Below are 15,806 nucleotides of genomic sequence, written 5' to 3'. Positions count from 1 at the left end.
GTTGCGCGATTTAAAAGTTTGAAGAACACTAATAAATCCTTTGGCCAAATACCAATGTTATTAATTATTATTTAGAGTATAATTCTACGATAAATTGCTCATTAATGTTTTCTGGAATTTGAATTCTAGCAGGAGTAGAAACAAAAGTTCCTTGCTTAGTTGCTGTATTCCAAGTTATCCATTCGTAAACATTACTTGAGTTTGATAAAGATCTATCTATAGTTTCAAGAGATTTAGACTTTTCTCTTACTGCAATAACATCTCCTGCTTTAACATGATAAGATGGTACATTTACCAAACCACCATTTACAGTAATATGTCTGTGCGAAACTAATTGTCTTGCTGCACTTCTTGTAGGTGCAACTCCCATTCTAAAAACAACATTGTCTAATCTAGACTCACATAGTTGTAATAAAACTTCACCAGTAATTCCTGGAGATGCAGTTGCTTTTTTAAACATGTTTCTGAATTGCTTTTCTAAAATACCATAAGTATATTTAGCTTTTTGCTTTTCCATTAACTGGATTGCGTATTCAGATTTTTTTCCACGACGTCTTGCGTTTCCGTGTTGTCCAGGAGGATAATTTCTTTTTTCAAAAGCTTTGTCATCTCCGAATATAGCTTCGCCAAATTTACGAGCTATTTTAGTTTTAGGACCAGTATATCTTGCCATTTTAAATTGTTTTTTGAGAGTGCTTGGTGAATTAAGGTCTTAATCTTATCCTTCGACTAGCGTTGATCTCTCTGTTGATACTTGTTAATTATTATTTTTCAGTCTGCAAATTTACATAAAAAAACAACATCACCTATGTATTATAGGTGATATTAATTTATGTGATTTGTATTTATAAGTATTAAATACATGCATTATAATGCAATGTAATTATACTCTTCTACGCTTTGGAGGACGACATCCATTATGTGGCAATGGTGTAACATCAATAATTTCTGTTACTTCAATGCCTGCATTATGAATAGAACGTATAGCAGATTCTCTACCATTTCCTGGTCCTTTAACGTAAACTTTTACTTTTTTTAATCCAGCTTCTTTAGCTACTCCTGATGCATCTTCTGCACACAGTTGAGCTGCGTAAGGTGTGTTCTTTTTAGAACCTCTAAATCCCATTTTACCTGCAGATGACCATGAAATAACGTCACCTTTTTTGTTTGTTAATGAGATAATTATGTTGTTAAAAGACGCAGTAATGTGCGCTTCTCCAACAGATTCAACTATAACTTTACGTTTTTTAGTTGATTTTGCATTTGTCTTTGCCATATTTCTATAGTTCTAAGTAGTTAGTTGATAGTCGCTAGAATCCTAAACCTAAATAATTTCAAACAGATTCTTTCCAACGTCTAAACACTAAAGACCAAATTTCTAATTATTATTTAGTTGCCTTCTTCTTGTTAGCAACAGTTTTTCTTCTACCTTTTCTTGTTCTAGAGTTGTTTTTAGTACGTTGACCTCTTAAAGGTAAACCAACTCTATGACGAATACCTCTGTAACATCCAATATCCATTAATCGCTTAATGTTTAATTGTGTTTCAGAACGTAATTCACCTTCGATAGTAAATGTACCAACAGACTCACGAATGGCTGCTATTTGATCATCGTCCCAATCTTGAACTTTGATACTTTCATCTACTTTAGCTGTTGCTAAAATTTCTTGAGCTCTACTTCTACCTACTCCGTAGATATAAGTTAATGAAATAACTCCTCTTTTGTTTTTTGGTATGTCTACACCTGCAATTCTAGCCATAATTATCCTTGTCTTTGTTTGAATCTAGGATTCTTTTTGTTAATGACGTAAAGTCTTCCTTTTCTACGTACAATTTTACAATCTACGCTTCTCTTTTTAACTGATGCTCTTACTTTCATCTCTGTTAGTATCTATAAGTTATTCGAGCCTTAGTTAAATCGTAAGGACTCATTTCTAATTTTACTTTATCACCTGGTAACAACTTAATGTAATGCATACGCATTTTACCTGATATGTGTGCCGTCACAATGTGACCGTTTTCTAATTCTACACGAAACATTGCATTAGATAATGCCTCTATAATTGTTCCGTCTTGTTCTATTGCTGCTTGTTTTGCCATAGTATAATATTAAGCTACTGCTTTTCTATTTTTACCAGTTTTCATTAAGCCATCATAGTGTCTATTTAACAAATAAGAATTTACTTGTTGCATAGTATCGATTGCAACTCCAACCATAATTAATAACGATGTTCCTCCAAAAAACAATGCCCAACCTGACTGAACTCCCATTAAACTAAAAACGAATGCTGGGAAGATAGCAATCAACGCTAAGAATATTGATCCTGGTAATGTTATTTGTGACATTATTTTGTCTAAATATTCTGATGTTTCACCACCTGGACGTATTCCTGGTATAAAACCACCACTACGTTTTAAATCGTCAGCCATTTTATTTGTAGGCACAGTAATAGCTGTATAGAAATAGGTAAATATTATAATTAATAATGCAAAAACGACATTATACCATAATCCAAACATATCAGCAAAGTTAGCAACCATCCATTGACCAGTTGTAGTTTCTTTTAATAAAGATGAACTTCCTATTAAACCTGGCACAAACATAATTGCTTGAGCAAATATAATTGGCATTACTCCAGAAGCATTAAGTTTTAATGGTATAAATTGTCTTGCACCACCAAATACATTTTTCTCGTATCCTCCAGTTGCAGATCTTCTTGCATATTGTACAGCTATTTTTCTAACAGCCATAACTAATAGAATAGATGCTGCAATAATTGCAAACCATATTACTATTTCAAAAAGAATCATCATAGCTCCATTTCCTGATGTAAATCTAGCACTCATGTTTTGTAAGAAAGATTTAGGTAATGTTGCAATAATACCAACCATAATTAATAATGAAATACCATTACCAATTCCTTTATCTGTAATTTTCTCTCCTAACCACATAGCAAAAATACAACCTGTAACTAATATTACTATAGATGAAAAATAGAAAACACCACCTTGCCCTAGTAAAAAGGCAGAATTTGGAATGCCAAACATTGGTTGTAAACTAGCTAAATAACCAGGTGCCTGCACTAAACAGATACCAATAGTTAACCATCTTGTTATTTGAGTTATCTTCTTTTGTCCACTAGCACCTTCTTTTTGCAATTTCTGTAAATAAGGAATGGCTATTCCCATTAACTGAACTACAATTGAAGCAGAGATATAAGGCATAATACCTAAAGCAAAAACTGATGCATTTGCAAAAGCTCCACCTGTAAAGGCATTTAATAAACCAAATATTCCTCCATTACCTGCTTGTTCTTGTAAACTTGCTAATTGTGTAGCATCAATACCTGGTAAAACAACTTGTGCTCCAAAACGATAAACTAATAATAAACCTAAAGTAAATACGATACGGTTTCTTAGTTCCTCGATTTTCCAAACATTCTTTATCGTTTCTATAAATTTCATATGCTTTAGTAGATCTTATAAAGTTACTGCTTTTCCTCCAGCAGCTTCAATAGCGGCTTTTGCAGTAGCAGTAAATTTATGTGCAGTTACAGTTAATTTAGATTTCAACTCTCCTCTTCCTAAGATTTTTACAAGCTCGTTTTTACCAGCTAACCTTAGAGAAACAATAGTTTCAAAATCTAATGTATCCTTAATTTTCTTATCATCTACCAATTTCTGAAGCGTATCTAAGTTAATACCTTGATGCTCTATACGATTGATATTTGTAAAACCAAATTTAGGTACACGTCTCTGAAGTGGCATTTGACCACCTTCAAAACCAACCTTCTTAGAATAACCAGAACGAGATTTTGCTCCTTTGTGACCACGTGTTGCAGTACCACCTTTTCCAGAACCTTGACCTCTACCTATTCTTTTACCTTGATTTTTTACTGAACCTTCTGCAGGTTTTAAATTACTTAAATTCATTTTTCAGTATATTGTTATTTAGTTTCTTCAACAGAAACTAAGTGATTAACTTTTCTAATCATTCCTAAAATATTAGGAGTGTTATCGTGCTCAATAGTTTGACCTACTTTTTTTAGTCCTAAAGCTAATAATGTTAACTTTTGTCTTTTAGTACGGTTAATTGCGCTCTTAACTTTTGTTACTTTTATTTTTGCCATTTCTGTAAATATTAACCGTTAAAAACTTTCTCTAAAGATATACCTCTTTCACGAGCAATAGTTTGAGCACTTCTTAATTGCAATAATGCATCAAAGGTAGCTTTTACTACATTATGTGGGTTTGATGATCCTTGAGACTTAGATAATACATCGTGTACTCCAACTGCTTCAAGAACTGCTCTTACAGCTCCACCAGCAATTACTCCTGTACCAGGAGCTGCAGGAATTATATTTACACTTCCTCCACCATATTTACCTTTTTGTTCATGAGGTAAAGTTCCTTTTATAATAGGAATACGAACTAGGTTCTTTTTAGCGTCTTCAATAGCTTTTGCAATTGCACTTGCTACATCTTTAGACTTTCCTAAACCATGTCCTACAACACCTGCTTCATCTCCAACAACTACGATTGCTGAAAAACCAAATGCTCTACCACCTTTAGTTACCTTAGTAACTCTTTGTACACCAATTAAACGATCTTTAAGATCTAATCCACTTGGTTTTACTAACTCTGCACTTCTGTATTTTTTATACATAATTTCTTAGAATTTAAGTCCTGCTTCTCTAGCTCCTTCAGCTAATGATTTTACTCTACCATGATATTGGTATCCACCTCTATCAAAAGCGATAGTGCTTACTCCTGCTTTAATTGCTTTTTCGGCAACTGATTTACCTACTAATGTAGCAGCTTCACTTTTGTTACCTTTTACAGAACTAATGTCTTTATCTCTTGAGGATGCTGCTGCTAAAGTTTTACCTGTAACATCATCAACTACTTGAGCATAAATTTCTTTATTACTTCTAAAAACAGCTAATCTTGGTTTTGCTTCTGTACCAGATATAACCTTACGGATTCTGTTTTTAATTCTTAGTCTTCTTTCGTTTTTTGTTAACGCCATAACTTAATTATTATGCTGATTTACCAGCTTTTCTTCTTAGTACTTCACCTACAAACTTCACACCTTTTCCTTTATAAGGCTCTGGTGGTCTAAATCCGCGAATTTTAGCAGCTACTTGTCCAACAAGTTGTTTGTCGTGAGATGTTAACTTAATGATTGGATTTTTACCTTTATCTGAAACTGTTTCCACTTTCACTTCTGGTGCTACGCTCAAAACAATGTTATGAGAAAAACCTAAGGCTAATTCTAGTCTCTGACCTTGGTTACTTGCTCTATATCCTACTCCTACTAGCTCAAGCTCTTTTGTCCAACCTTTTGATACACCTGCAACCATATTGTTGACAAGTGATCTGTATAAACCGTGCTTAGCTTTACTTTCTTTATTATCAGAAGAACGTGTTACTAACACATTTCCTTCTTCAACTTTAACCTCTACAGTATTATAAGACTGAGTTAGTTCACCTAACTTACCTTTTGCTGTAATAACGTTATCTTTTACTTCTATAGTAACTCCTTCTGGAATTGCCACTGGATTATTTCCTATTCTTGACATCTCTTTCTTGTTTTATAGATTAGTAAACGTAACATAAAACTTCACCACCTACATTCTCACGTTGTGCTTGCTTACCAGTCATTACTCCATGAGAAGTAGAAACTATAGCAATACCTAAACCGTTAAGAATACGAGGTAATTCAGTTGAACCAGAATATAAACGCAAACCAGGTTTACTGATTCTTTGTAATTTTCTAATTACTGGTTCTTTTGTTTCTTTATTGTACTTAAGGGCTATTTTAATAGTTCCTTGTACTGAAGAATCATCGAACTTATAACTTAATATATATCCTTGATCGAATAATATTTTAGTTATGTCCTTTTTTAAATTTGATGCAGGAATTTCCACTACTCTATGGTTAGCACGCACAGCGTTTCTAACTCTTGTAAGGTAATCTGCAATTGGATCTGTATACATATTTATTAATTTGTGGACTTGGTTTTCGCGTTATTACAAACCTTAGACCAATTTAAATTTTTACCAACTTGCCTTTCTAACGCCAGGTATTAAACCTTGGTTAGCCATTTCTCTGAACGTTACACGAGAAATACCAAATGTACGCATGTAACCTTTAGGTCTTCCAGTTAATTTACATCTATTGTGCATACGAACTGGAGAAGCATTTTTGGGTAACTTTTGTAATGCTTCATAATCTCCAGCTTCTTTTAAAGCTTTACGTTTCTCAGCATATTTAGCTACTGTTTTAGCTCTTTTCACCTCACGGGCTTTCATTGATTCTTTAGCCATATCTTAGTTCTTTTGAAAAGGTAAACCTAATTCTGTTAATAATGATTTTGCTTCTTTATCAGTTTCAGCAGAAGTTACAAATGTAATATCCATTCCTGAGATTTTATTGATTTTATCAATATCTAATTCTGGAAATATAATTTGCTCTACAACTCCTAAATTGTAGTTACCTCTTCCATCAAAACCTTTAGCTTTTATACCATTGAAATCTCTAACACGTGGTAAAGCTGAAGTTACTAAACGGTCTAAAAACTCGTACATTCTTTCTCCTCTTAACGTAACCATAGCACCAATTGGCATACCTTTACGTAATTTGAAAGTTGCAACATCCTTTTTAGACAATGTAGCGATAGCTTTCTGTCCTGTTATAGTTGTTAACTCGTCTAAAGCGTAGTCAACTAATTTTTTATCTGCAACTGCAGCACCAACTCCTCTAGATAAAACTATCTTTTTAAGTTTAGGTACTTGCATTACATTACTATAACCAAATTCTTCTGTAAGAGCTGCAATTACTTTGCTTTTATACTCTTCTTTAAGTCTAGGTGAATATGCCATAACTATATTACTTCGTTTGATTTTTTTGAAAATCTTACTTTCTTTCCATCTTCCGTTCTATAACCTACTCTTGTTGCTTCACCTTTTGAAGTTAACAATGATAAGTTTGAAATTTGAATAGGAGCTTCTTTCTCTACGATTCCTCCTTGAGGACTTTGTGCACTTGGCTTAGTATGTTTTTTTACCATGTTCACGCCCTCAACGATCGCCTTGTTCTTATCTGCAAATACCTTTTGTACTTTACCTTCTGATCCTTTGTGATCTCCAGCAATTACTTTTACAGTATCTCCAGATTTTATTTTAAGCTTTGTCATCTTTATAAATGTCTTAAAGCACTTCTGGTGCTAATGATACAATTTTCATGAATTGTTTATCACGAAGTTCTCTAGCAACAGGTCCAAATACACGTGTTCCTCTCATTTCACCCGTTGGGTTTAAAAGTACACAAGCATTATCGTCGAATCTTATATAAGATCCATCAGGACGTCTTACTTCTTTTTTAGTACGTACAACAACTGCTGTAGAAACTGCCTTTTTCTTAATGTTTCCATTAGGAGTTGCATCTTTAACAGAAACAACAACTTTATCACCTACAGAAGCATATCTTCTTTTAGTACCTCCTAAAACACGGATTACTAAAACTTCTTTTGCTCCAGTGTTATCTGCTACTTTTATTCTTGATTCTTGTTGTACCATAATTACTTCGCTCTTTCAATTATTTCAACTAATCTCCAACATTTAGATTTAGATAAAGGTCTAGTTTCCATGATCTTTACTGTATCACCAATGTTACAGTCGTTTGTTTCGTCGTGTGCTACGTATTTCTTCGTTTTTAAAACGAACTTTCCGTACATAGGATGTTTCACTTTTTTTACTTCGGCAACAACAATTGATTTCATCATTTTGTTACTAGTAACTATTCCTATACGTTCTTTTCTTAAGTTTCTTTTTTCCATCTTTCAGCAGAATTATTGTAATTCTCTTTTAGTTAATTCCGTTGCCAATCTAGCTACATCTCTTCTTACAGATCGTAATTGAATTGGGTTATCTAAAGGAGATATTGCATGTGCCATTTTTAGGTCTGAATAACTCTTCTTTGTCTCACCGAATTTCTCTTGTAACTCGGTTACACTTAGTTCTTTAATTTCTGATTGTTTCATAATATCAATAAATTATGCTTCAAAATCTCTAGCGATTAAAAACTTTGTTTTTACAGGTAACTTTTGTGCTGCTAAACGTAATGCTTCTTTTGCAACGTCTAATGGCACTCCTCCTATTTCAAAAAGGACTCTACCTGGTTTTACAACTGCTGCCCAATATTCTACGGCTCCTTTACCTTTACCCATACGTACTTCGAGAGGTTTCTTTGTAATAGGCTTATCTGGAAATATCTTTATCCAAAGTTGCCCTTCTCTTTTCATGTGACGAGTAGCTGCAATACGAGCTGCTTCTATTTGACGCGAAGTTAAAAAGTTCGAATCAAGTGATTTTATTCCAAAAGTTCCGTTAGATAGTTGGTGCCCTCTTCCGGCATTACCTTTCATACGTCCTTTTTGTTGTTTACGAAATTTTGTTTTTTTAGGCTGTAACATTTTTCTTGTTATTTAAAAAATTACTTTCTACGACGAGATTGATTCTTATTATCTCTTCCGCCTCGTCCACCTTTTCCTTGCTTCTTAGATAATCCAACAAGAGGAGAAAGTTCTCTTTTACCATATACTTCACCTTTCATGATCCATACTTTAACACCAAGTCTACCATAAGTAGTGTGTGCCTCAACTAAAGCATAATCAATATCGGCTCTAAAAGTAGATAAAGGAATACGTCCATCTTTATAGTGTTCAGATCGTGCCATTTCAGCACCATTTAAACGACCACTAATTTGAATTTTAATTCCTTCGGCATTCATACGCATTGTAGCAGCAATAGCCATCTTTATTGCACGTCTATATGAAATTCTATTTTCAATTTGACGAGCGATGCTAGTTCCTACTAAAAACGCATCTAGTTCAGGTCTTTTAATCTCAAAGATATTGATCTGAACTTCTTTACCAGTAATTTTCTTAAGTTCTTCTTTTAACTTGTCTACCTCTTGACCACCTTTTCCAATAATTATACCAGGTCTAGCAGTTGTGATAGTAACGGTTACAAGTTTTAAAGTTCTTTCGATTATTACTCTACTTACACTTGCTTTAGATAAACGTGCGTGTACATACTCTCTGATTTTATAATCTTCAGCAAGTTTGTCTCCATAATCGTTACCTCCATACCAGTTAGATTCCCATCCTCTGATAATTCCTAAGCGATTTCCGATTGGATTTGTCTTTTGTCCCATATCTATCTTAGCTTTGTGTATTATTATTAGCTCCAACTACGATTGTTACGTGGTTAGAACGTTTTCTTATTCTGTGTGCACGACCTTGAGGTGCTGGACGTAATCTTTTTAACATAGATCCTCCATCAACTCTAATCTCTTTAACAAAAAGTTCAGCCTCTTCTATAGAAGCATCTTCATTTTTAGCTTGCCAGTTTGCAATTGCAGATACTAACAAAGTTTCTAAACGCTTTGAAGCTTCCTTAGAACTAAACTTTAAAATGTTAAGTGCTTTTTCCACGCGTTCGCCTCTTACTAAATCGGCTACTAAACGCATTTTTCTCGGTGATGTAGGACAGTTATTAAGTTTAGCGAAAGCGATTTGCTTTTTACCTTCCTTGATAGCGTCTGCCATTTGTTTTTTACGACTTCCCATAGCTTACTACTTTTTACCTTTATTTTTAGCACCAGCGTGACCTCTAAAAGATCTTGTTGGTGAAAATTCTCCTAATTTATGACCTACCATGTTTTCAGTAACATATACTGGAACAAATTGACGTCCATTGTGTACAGCTATTGTTTGTCCAACAAAATCAGGAGTAATCATACTTGCTCTTGACCAAGTTTTGATTACCGTTTTTTTGTTAGTTTCTACATTAGTAGCCACTTTTTTCTCTAGTTTATAATGAACGTAAGGTCCTTTTTTTAATGATCTTGCCATGTCTTATTTTTTTCTACGTTCTACAATATATTTGTTACTTGCTTTAGTTTTAGAACGTGTTCTAAATCCTTTAGCTGGTATACCGTTTCTAGAACGTGGATGACCACCAGATGACTTACCTTCACCACCACCCATTGGATGATCGACTGGATTCATAACTACTGGTCTAGTTCTTGGTCTTCTACCTAACCATCTAGATCTACCTGCTTTACCTGACACTAATAATTGGTGATCTGAATTAGATACTACTCCAATTGTGGCCATACAAGTAACCAAGATTAATCTTGTTTCACCTGAAGGTAATTTTACAGTTGCAAATCTACCATCCCTTGCCATTAACTGAGCGAAAGCTCCAGCACTACGAGCCATAACAGCTCCTTGACCCGGTCTTAACTCAATACAAGAAATAATTGTACCTAACGGTATGTTAGCTAAAGGCATTGCATTTCCAATTTCTGGAGCTGCATTTTCACCTGAAACAACAGTTTGTCCAACTTGCATGCCATTTTGAGCAATAACATAAGTTTTCTCACCATCTTGGTAATTTAACAACGCAATAAACGCTGTACGGTTAGGATCGTATTGAATTGAAGCAACTTCTGCAGGGACTCCTACTTTAGTTCTTTTAAAATCCATAATACGGTACCTTCTCTTATGACCACCACCTTTGTAGCGCATAGTCATACGGCCTTGACTGTTTCTTCCACCTGAACGTTTTTTCGGAGCTAATAAACTTTTCTCCGGCTTATCAGTTGTAATGGCGTCAAATCCATTAACAACTCTAAATCGCTGTCCTGGTGTGATTGGTTTTAATTTTCTTACTGACATTTGTCTTTAATTACATGTTAGTGTATAAATCAATTATCTCACCTTCCGCCAGCTGTACAATTGCTTTTTTCTTTGCATTTGTTTTACCATGCTGAATACCAGTTTTTGTGAACTTTGTACTCCTATTTGGACGGACATTAATAGTACGAACTTTTTCAACAGAAACTCCATAAGCAGCTTCCACTGCTTTTTTTATTTCTACCTTGTTCGCCTTTGTGTTCACAAAAAAGCTAAAACAGTTGTTTAACTCACTGTTTGCAGTTGCTTTTTCTGTGATAATAGGTTTAATTAAGATATTCATCTGTTTCTTATTTACTTAAATTCGTTACAATTCCTTCTAAAGCTCCTTCTAAAAGCACTACTTGATTTGCATTTAAAATCTTATAAGTGCTTAATTCTGAATACATTACAACTTCAGAGCCTTTTAAATTGCGTGACGACAAATATACATTATTATTTGAAGCACCCAACACGAAGAGTGATTTTTTGTTTTGTAAGTCTAAAGCTTTCAAAATATTAGTGAAATTTTTAGTCTTTGGAGAGTCAAAATTGAAGTCTTCTAAAACAACAATTGACTTTTCGTTTGCCTTGATACTGAAAGCTGATTGACGAGCTAATCTCTTCAAGTTTTTATTAAGTTTTATTGAGTAACTTCTAGGTCTTGGCCCGAACATACGTCCACCTCCTCTAAAAACACCAGACTTAATAGATCCAGCACGAGCTGTACCCGTTCCTTTCTGCTTTTTAATCTTACGTGTAGATCCAGTAATCTCTGCTCTTTCTTTAGCTTTATGAGTACCTTGTCTTTGGTTTGCTAAATATTGTTTAACATCTAAATATACCGCATGATTATTAGGCTCAATAGCAAAAACATTGTTAGAAAGGTCTGCCTTTCTACCTGTTTCTTTTCCGTTTATATCTAAAACTGCTAACTTCATTATTTTCTAATAATTACATAAGCGTTTTTGTGACCAGGAACACATCCTTTAACCACAAGTAGATTCTTTTCAGAAACTACTTTTAAAACTCTTAAATTTTGAACTTTAATAGTGTCTCCACCCATTCTTCCTGCCATCTTCATACCTTTGAAAACTCTTGCAGGATAAGATGCAGCTCCAATAGATCCAGGCGCTCTTAAACGATTGTGTTGACCGTGAGTAGCTTGACCTACACCAGCAAAACCATGACGTTTTACAACTCCTTGAAATCCTTTACCTTTTGATGTTCCTGCAACATCAACAAATTCACCTTCTTTAAAGTGATCTACAGTGATTGCATCACCTAATTTGTACTCCTCATCAAAACCTTGAAACTCTACGATTTTGCGTTTTACAGAAGTTCCTGCTTTTTTCACATGACCTAAGTCTGCTTTAGTAGCACTTTTTTCTGTCGCGTCATCGAAACCTAATTGAATGGCTACATAACCATCAACTTCTTCAGTTCTGACTTGGGTAACGATACATGGTCCAGCTTCGATTACTGTACATGGCATATTCTTACCATTTTCATCGAAAATGCTGGTCATACCGATTTTTTTTCCAATTAACCCAGACATAATTATTATTTATTTATTATTAATATTTGACATGTTACATTTTACATGTTTACAAAAAATTCAAGGCTGAAAATACGTTTCAGCCTTGAATTGTATTTTTTCCGTTTTTCCTTCGCACGCAGCTTGGGACATGTAAAGTTTAAATTAAACTTTTATTTCTACTTCAACACCACTTGGCAACTCTAACTTCATAAGAGCGTCAATTGTTTTAGAAGATGAAGAATATATATCTAATAATCTCTTGTAAGAACTTAATTGAAATTGTTCTCTAGACTTCTTATTAACGTGAGGTGAACGTAATACAGTGAAAATTTTCTTGTGTGTTGGTAATGGAATTGGTCCAGTTACAACAGCTCCAGTACTCTTTACAGTTTTTACAATCTTATCAGCAGACTTATCTACTAAGTTATGATCGTAAGACTTTAATTTTATTCTAATTTTTTGACTCATTTTCTTAACTTTTTAAGATTGTTCTCCTTTAGCTGCTTTAATCACTTCTTCTGATATATTTGAAGGTGTTTGAGCATAATGTGAAAATTCCATTGTTGATGTAGCACGACCCGAAGATAATGTTCTTAATGTTGTTACATATCCAAACATTTCAGATAATGGTACAGTTGCTTTTACAGTTTTTGCTCCAGCTCTATCTCCCATGTCACTTACTTGACCTCTTCTTCTGTTTAAATCTCCTACAATATCACCCATGTTTTCTTCTGGAGTAATAACTTCTAGTTTCATAATAGGCTCCATGATTACAGCTTTTGCTGCTTTAGCACAGTTTTTAAACCCTAATTTTGCAGCTAATTCGAAAGATAATTGATCTGAATCGACATCATGATATGATCCATCCCTCAAAGTTACTTTCATAGCATCAACTTCAAAACCTGCTAATGGCCCATTAACCATTGCCTGCTTAAATCCTTTCTCAATTGAAGGTATAAATTCTTTAGGAACATTACCACCTTTAATCACAGACTTAAATTGAAGTCCTACTTCTCCTTCATCAGCTGGTTCTACAGTAAACACAATATCTGCGAATTTACCACGACCACCAGATTGTTTCTTATAAACCTCTCTATGATCTGCAGCAGCTGTAATAGCTTCTTTATATTCAACTTGAGGTTGTCCTTGATTTACTTCTACATTAAACTCACGTCTTAGACGATCTACAATTACATCTAAGTGAAGCTCACCCATTCCTGATATTATAGTCTGTCCAGAAGCTTCGTCTGATCTCACAGTAAATGTTGGATCTTCTTCAGCTAATTTACCTAAGCCAATACCTAACTTATCAACATCTGCTTTAGTTTTTGGTTCAACCGCAATACCAATTACTGGATCAGGGAAATCCATAGACTCTAAAATGATAGGATGCTTTTCAGCTGAAAGTGTATCTCCTGTTTTTATAGATTTAAATCCAACAGCAGCTCCAATATCTCCAGCTTCTATATAATCAATTGCATTTTGCTTATTAGCATGCATTTGATATATACGTGAAATACGTTCTTTTTTACCAGAACGGTTATTTAAAACATAAGAACCTGCATCTAAACGACCAGAATATGCTCTAAAAAAGGCTAAACGTCCTACAAAAGGATCAGTAGCAATTTTAAAAGCTAATGCTGCGAAAGGCTCATCTACACTTGGCTTACGAATTTCTTCTTTTTCTGTATCAGGATTCATACCAACAATACCTTCCTTATCAATAGGAGAAGGCAAGTAACGACATACAGCATCTAATAAAAACTGAACACCTTTGTTTTTGAAAGCAGAACCACAAATCATTGGAATAATAGCCATATCCATTACAGCAGCTCTAAGTGCAGCATGCACTTCATCTTCTGTAATAGAATCTTCATCTTCCATAAATTTCTCTAAAAGATTCTCGTCGTAACTTGCTACTTCTTCAATTAAAAGTGCACGGTACTTTCGAGATTCTTCTTTCATATCCTCTGGAATATCGATAATATCGAATGTTGCTCCTTGAGTATCATCATGCCATACAATAGCACGATTTTTTACTAAATCTATAACACCTTTAAAATCTTCTTCGTCACCAATGTTTAAAACAATTGGCACCGCGTTAGACTTTAACATGTCTTTTACTTGTTGACAAACACCTAAAAAGTCTGATCCTTGACGGTCCATTTTATTAACGAAACCAATTCTTGGTACTTTATAGTTATCTGCTAATCTCCAGTTAGTTTCAGATTGTGGCTCAACACCATCAACTGCACTAAACAAAAATACTAAACCATCTAATACACGTAGAGACCTATTTACCTCTACAGTAAAATCTACGTGACCAGGAGTATCTATTATATTAAAATGATATCCTTTAGTATCTGGTGTCTTCTCACCATTATCAAGTGGGAATTCCCATGTACAAGTTGTAGCGGCAGACGTAATAGTAATACCACGTTCCTGCTCTTGCTCCATCCAATCCATTGTTGCAGCACCATCATGTACTTCACCAATTTTATGTGAAACTCCTGTATAATAAAGAACGCGCTCTGTTGTTGTAGTTTTACCTGCATCAATATGAGCTGCTATTCCAATGTTTCTTGTGAATTTTAAATCTCTTGCCATTTCTTATTAAAATCTAAAGTGAGAGAATGCTTTATTTGCTTCAGCCATTTTGTGCGTATCAGTTTTCTTTTTAACTGCTGCTCCTTCTTCTTTAGCTGCTGCTAAAACTTCTGATGCTAAACGCTGAGCCATAGACTTTTCGTTTCTCTTTCTCGAAAAGCTAATTAGCCATTTCATTGCTGTAGAAACCTTACGATCTGCACGTATCGGGTTAGGGATTTGAAATGTTGCTCCACCTACTCTACGACTACGTACTTCTACGTGAGGCATAACGTTAGATAATGCATCTTTCCATACTTCCAAACCAGTTTTTTCCTCGTCTGTCTTCTTTTCTTCTACGATATCAATTGCATCATAAAATACTTTAAAAGCTACTGACTTTTTCCCGTCCCACATCATCATGTTAACAAAACGTGTTACTAACTGATCGTTAAAACGCGGATCTGGTAAAAGCGGTCTTTTTTTCGCTGCTCTTTTTCTCATGTCTTCTTCTTAAAGTTTTAAAAATTACTTCTTAGGGCGTTTTGCACCATACTTAGATCTACGTTGTGTACGTCCATCGACACCTGCGGTATCTAATGCACCACGTACAATGTGATATCTAACTCCTGGTAAATCTTTTACCCTTCCACCTCTAACCAATACTATCGAATGCTCTTGTAGATTATGTCCTTCACCGCCAATGTATGCATTAACCTCGTTACCGTTTGTCAAACGCACCCTTGCTACCTTACGCATTGCTGAGTTTGGTTTTTTAGGTGTTGTTGTATAAACACGAGTACACACACCACGTCTTTGTGGACAAGAATCTAAAGCAGCCGATTTACTCTTCTTGGTTATTTTGGCTCTTCCTTTTCTTACTAATTGTGAAATTGTTGGCATATATATTTATATATAAATTTAATTGACCTCTT

30 protein-coding genes are annotated in these 15,806 nt (G+C 34.5%); all 30 read right to left on the bottom strand.

Annotated features, from left to right (window positions below):
• Positions 1-67: 67 nt before the first annotated feature.
• Complete coding sequence (gene rpsD, locus Q0C58_RS00955; protein ID WP_290696450.1) at positions 68-673, bottom strand: 30S ribosomal protein S4; 606 nt, start codon at positions 671-673, stop codon at positions 68-70.
• Between the two features lie 210 nt (positions 674-883).
• Positions 884-1,276, bottom strand: a complete 393-nt coding sequence (rpsK, locus tag Q0C58_RS00950) for a 30S ribosomal protein S11 (protein WP_290696448.1) — start codon at positions 1,274-1,276, stop codon at positions 884-886.
• Between the two features lie 109 nt (positions 1,277-1,385).
• The gene (gene rpsM, locus Q0C58_RS00945; RefSeq protein ID WP_290696446.1) at positions 1,386-1,760 is read right to left on the bottom strand and encodes a 30S ribosomal protein S13; all 375 of its coding nucleotides are present in this window, start codon (positions 1,758-1,760) and stop codon (positions 1,386-1,388) included.
• Positions 1,761-1,762: 2 nt separating this feature from the next.
• The gene (gene ykgO / locus Q0C58_RS00940) at positions 1,763-1,879 is read right to left on the bottom strand and encodes a type B 50S ribosomal protein L36 (protein WP_076732133.1); all 117 of its coding nucleotides are present in this window, start codon (positions 1,877-1,879) and stop codon (positions 1,763-1,765) included.
• Positions 1,880-1,884: 5 nt separating this feature from the next.
• On the bottom strand, positions 1,885-2,100 hold the full coding sequence (gene infA / locus Q0C58_RS00935; protein WP_007094967.1) for a translation initiation factor IF-1: 216 nt from the start codon (positions 2,098-2,100) through the stop codon (positions 1,885-1,887).
• Positions 2,101-2,109: 9 nt separating this feature from the next.
• Positions 2,110-3,465 (bottom strand): preprotein translocase subunit SecY, encoded by a 1,356-nt coding sequence (gene secY / locus Q0C58_RS00930; RefSeq protein WP_290696442.1) that lies wholly within the window; start codon positions 3,463-3,465, stop codon positions 2,110-2,112.
• 15 nt (positions 3,466-3,480) lie between these two features.
• Positions 3,481-3,933, bottom strand: coding sequence for a 50S ribosomal protein L15 (gene rplO, locus Q0C58_RS00925; protein ID WP_290696440.1), 453 nt, complete (start codon positions 3,931-3,933; stop codon positions 3,481-3,483).
• 14 nt (positions 3,934-3,947) lie between these two features.
• Positions 3,948-4,130, bottom strand: a complete 183-nt coding sequence (gene rpmD, locus Q0C58_RS00920; RefSeq protein WP_290696438.1) for a 50S ribosomal protein L30 — start codon at positions 4,128-4,130, stop codon at positions 3,948-3,950.
• An 11-nt stretch (positions 4,131-4,141) separates the two neighbouring features.
• Positions 4,142-4,666: a 30S ribosomal protein S5 gene (gene rpsE, locus Q0C58_RS00915; protein ID WP_290696436.1), complete on the bottom strand. Its 525-nt coding sequence runs from the start codon at positions 4,664-4,666 to the stop codon at positions 4,142-4,144.
• A gap of 6 nt (positions 4,667-4,672) precedes the next feature.
• Complete coding sequence (rplR, locus tag Q0C58_RS00910) at positions 4,673-5,029, bottom strand: 50S ribosomal protein L18 (RefSeq protein ID WP_290696434.1); 357 nt, start codon at positions 5,027-5,029, stop codon at positions 4,673-4,675.
• A gap of 10 nt (positions 5,030-5,039) precedes the next feature.
• Entirely contained in the window at positions 5,040-5,582 is a 543-nt protein-coding gene (gene rplF, locus Q0C58_RS00905) for a 50S ribosomal protein L6 (RefSeq protein ID WP_290696432.1), read from the bottom strand.
• A gap of 19 nt (positions 5,583-5,601) precedes the next feature.
• Positions 5,602-6,000 carry a 30S ribosomal protein S8 gene (gene rpsH / locus Q0C58_RS00900; protein WP_290696430.1) on the bottom strand — a complete coding sequence of 133 codons (399 nt, stop codon included), beginning with the start codon at positions 5,998-6,000 and terminating at the stop codon, positions 5,602-5,604.
• A gap of 60 nt (positions 6,001-6,060) precedes the next feature.
• On the bottom strand, positions 6,061-6,330 hold the full coding sequence (rpsN, locus tag Q0C58_RS00895) for a 30S ribosomal protein S14 (protein WP_034043320.1): 270 nt from the start codon (positions 6,328-6,330) through the stop codon (positions 6,061-6,063).
• A gap of 3 nt (positions 6,331-6,333) precedes the next feature.
• Positions 6,334-6,885 carry a 50S ribosomal protein L5 gene (gene rplE, locus Q0C58_RS00890; RefSeq protein WP_290696427.1) on the bottom strand — a complete coding sequence of 184 codons (552 nt, stop codon included), beginning with the start codon at positions 6,883-6,885 and terminating at the stop codon, positions 6,334-6,336.
• Between the two features lie 2 nt (positions 6,886-6,887).
• A complete protein-coding gene (gene rplX, locus Q0C58_RS00885) occupies positions 6,888-7,199 on the bottom strand; it encodes a 50S ribosomal protein L24 (RefSeq protein ID WP_290696425.1) in 312 nt (103 codons plus the stop codon).
• Positions 7,200-7,212: 13 nt separating this feature from the next.
• Positions 7,213-7,581: a 50S ribosomal protein L14 gene (gene rplN / locus Q0C58_RS00880; protein ID WP_013869034.1), complete on the bottom strand. Its 369-nt coding sequence runs from the start codon at positions 7,579-7,581 to the stop codon at positions 7,213-7,215.
• 2 nt (positions 7,582-7,583) lie between these two features.
• Entirely contained in the window at positions 7,584-7,841 is a 258-nt protein-coding gene (gene rpsQ, locus Q0C58_RS00875; RefSeq protein ID WP_100996943.1) for a 30S ribosomal protein S17, read from the bottom strand.
• 12 nt (positions 7,842-7,853) lie between these two features.
• The gene (rpmC, locus tag Q0C58_RS00870) at positions 7,854-8,045 is read right to left on the bottom strand and encodes a 50S ribosomal protein L29 (RefSeq protein ID WP_290696421.1); all 192 of its coding nucleotides are present in this window, start codon (positions 8,043-8,045) and stop codon (positions 7,854-7,856) included.
• Positions 8,046-8,057: 12 nt separating this feature from the next.
• The gene (rplP, locus tag Q0C58_RS00865; protein WP_290696419.1) at positions 8,058-8,477 is read right to left on the bottom strand and encodes a 50S ribosomal protein L16; all 420 of its coding nucleotides are present in this window, start codon (positions 8,475-8,477) and stop codon (positions 8,058-8,060) included.
• 20 nt (positions 8,478-8,497) lie between these two features.
• Positions 8,498-9,220 carry a 30S ribosomal protein S3 gene (gene rpsC, locus Q0C58_RS00860; protein WP_055435710.1) on the bottom strand — a complete coding sequence of 241 codons (723 nt, stop codon included), beginning with the start codon at positions 9,218-9,220 and terminating at the stop codon, positions 8,498-8,500.
• A gap of 7 nt (positions 9,221-9,227) precedes the next feature.
• A complete protein-coding gene (rplV, locus tag Q0C58_RS00855) occupies positions 9,228-9,635 on the bottom strand; it encodes a 50S ribosomal protein L22 (RefSeq protein ID WP_055435709.1) in 408 nt (135 codons plus the stop codon).
• Between the two features lie 6 nt (positions 9,636-9,641).
• A complete protein-coding gene (gene rpsS / locus Q0C58_RS00850) occupies positions 9,642-9,920 on the bottom strand; it encodes a 30S ribosomal protein S19 (RefSeq protein WP_290696415.1) in 279 nt (92 codons plus the stop codon).
• A gap of 3 nt (positions 9,921-9,923) precedes the next feature.
• The gene (gene rplB, locus Q0C58_RS00845; RefSeq protein ID WP_290696413.1) at positions 9,924-10,748 is read right to left on the bottom strand and encodes a 50S ribosomal protein L2; all 825 of its coding nucleotides are present in this window, start codon (positions 10,746-10,748) and stop codon (positions 9,924-9,926) included.
• A gap of 10 nt (positions 10,749-10,758) precedes the next feature.
• Positions 10,759-11,049 (bottom strand): 50S ribosomal protein L23, encoded by a 291-nt coding sequence (gene rplW, locus Q0C58_RS00840; protein WP_290696411.1) that lies wholly within the window; start codon positions 11,047-11,049, stop codon positions 10,759-10,761.
• A gap of 7 nt (positions 11,050-11,056) precedes the next feature.
• Positions 11,057-11,686 (bottom strand): 50S ribosomal protein L4, encoded by a 630-nt coding sequence (gene rplD, locus Q0C58_RS00835; RefSeq protein WP_290696409.1) that lies wholly within the window; start codon positions 11,684-11,686, stop codon positions 11,057-11,059.
• Positions 11,686-12,303, bottom strand: a complete 618-nt coding sequence (gene rplC, locus Q0C58_RS00830) for a 50S ribosomal protein L3 (RefSeq protein ID WP_290696407.1) — start codon at positions 12,301-12,303, stop codon at positions 11,686-11,688. Before rplC ends, rplD begins: the two co-directional genes overlap by 1 nt.
• 144 nt (positions 12,304-12,447) lie before the next feature.
• Complete coding sequence (rpsJ, locus tag Q0C58_RS00825; RefSeq protein ID WP_007650482.1) at positions 12,448-12,753, bottom strand: 30S ribosomal protein S10; 306 nt, start codon at positions 12,751-12,753, stop codon at positions 12,448-12,450.
• Positions 12,754-12,765: 12 nt separating this feature from the next.
• Positions 12,766-14,892: an elongation factor G gene (fusA, locus tag Q0C58_RS00820; RefSeq protein WP_290696405.1), complete on the bottom strand. Its 2,127-nt coding sequence runs from the start codon at positions 14,890-14,892 to the stop codon at positions 12,766-12,768.
• 6 nt (positions 14,893-14,898) lie between these two features.
• A complete protein-coding gene (gene rpsG / locus Q0C58_RS00815; protein WP_290696403.1) occupies positions 14,899-15,375 on the bottom strand; it encodes a 30S ribosomal protein S7 in 477 nt (158 codons plus the stop codon).
• Positions 15,376-15,399: 24 nt separating this feature from the next.
• Positions 15,400-15,774, bottom strand: coding sequence for a 30S ribosomal protein S12 (rpsL, locus tag Q0C58_RS00810; protein WP_013869047.1), 375 nt, complete (start codon positions 15,772-15,774; stop codon positions 15,400-15,402).
• Positions 15,775-15,806 lie beyond the last annotated feature (32 nt).

The organism is Lacinutrix sp. (assembly GCF_023299985.1).
In the GTDB taxonomy this organism is placed as follows: domain Bacteria; phylum Bacteroidota; class Bacteroidia; order Flavobacteriales; family Flavobacteriaceae; genus Lacinutrix.
This window is presented reverse-complemented; position numbering and strand designations above follow the sequence as displayed.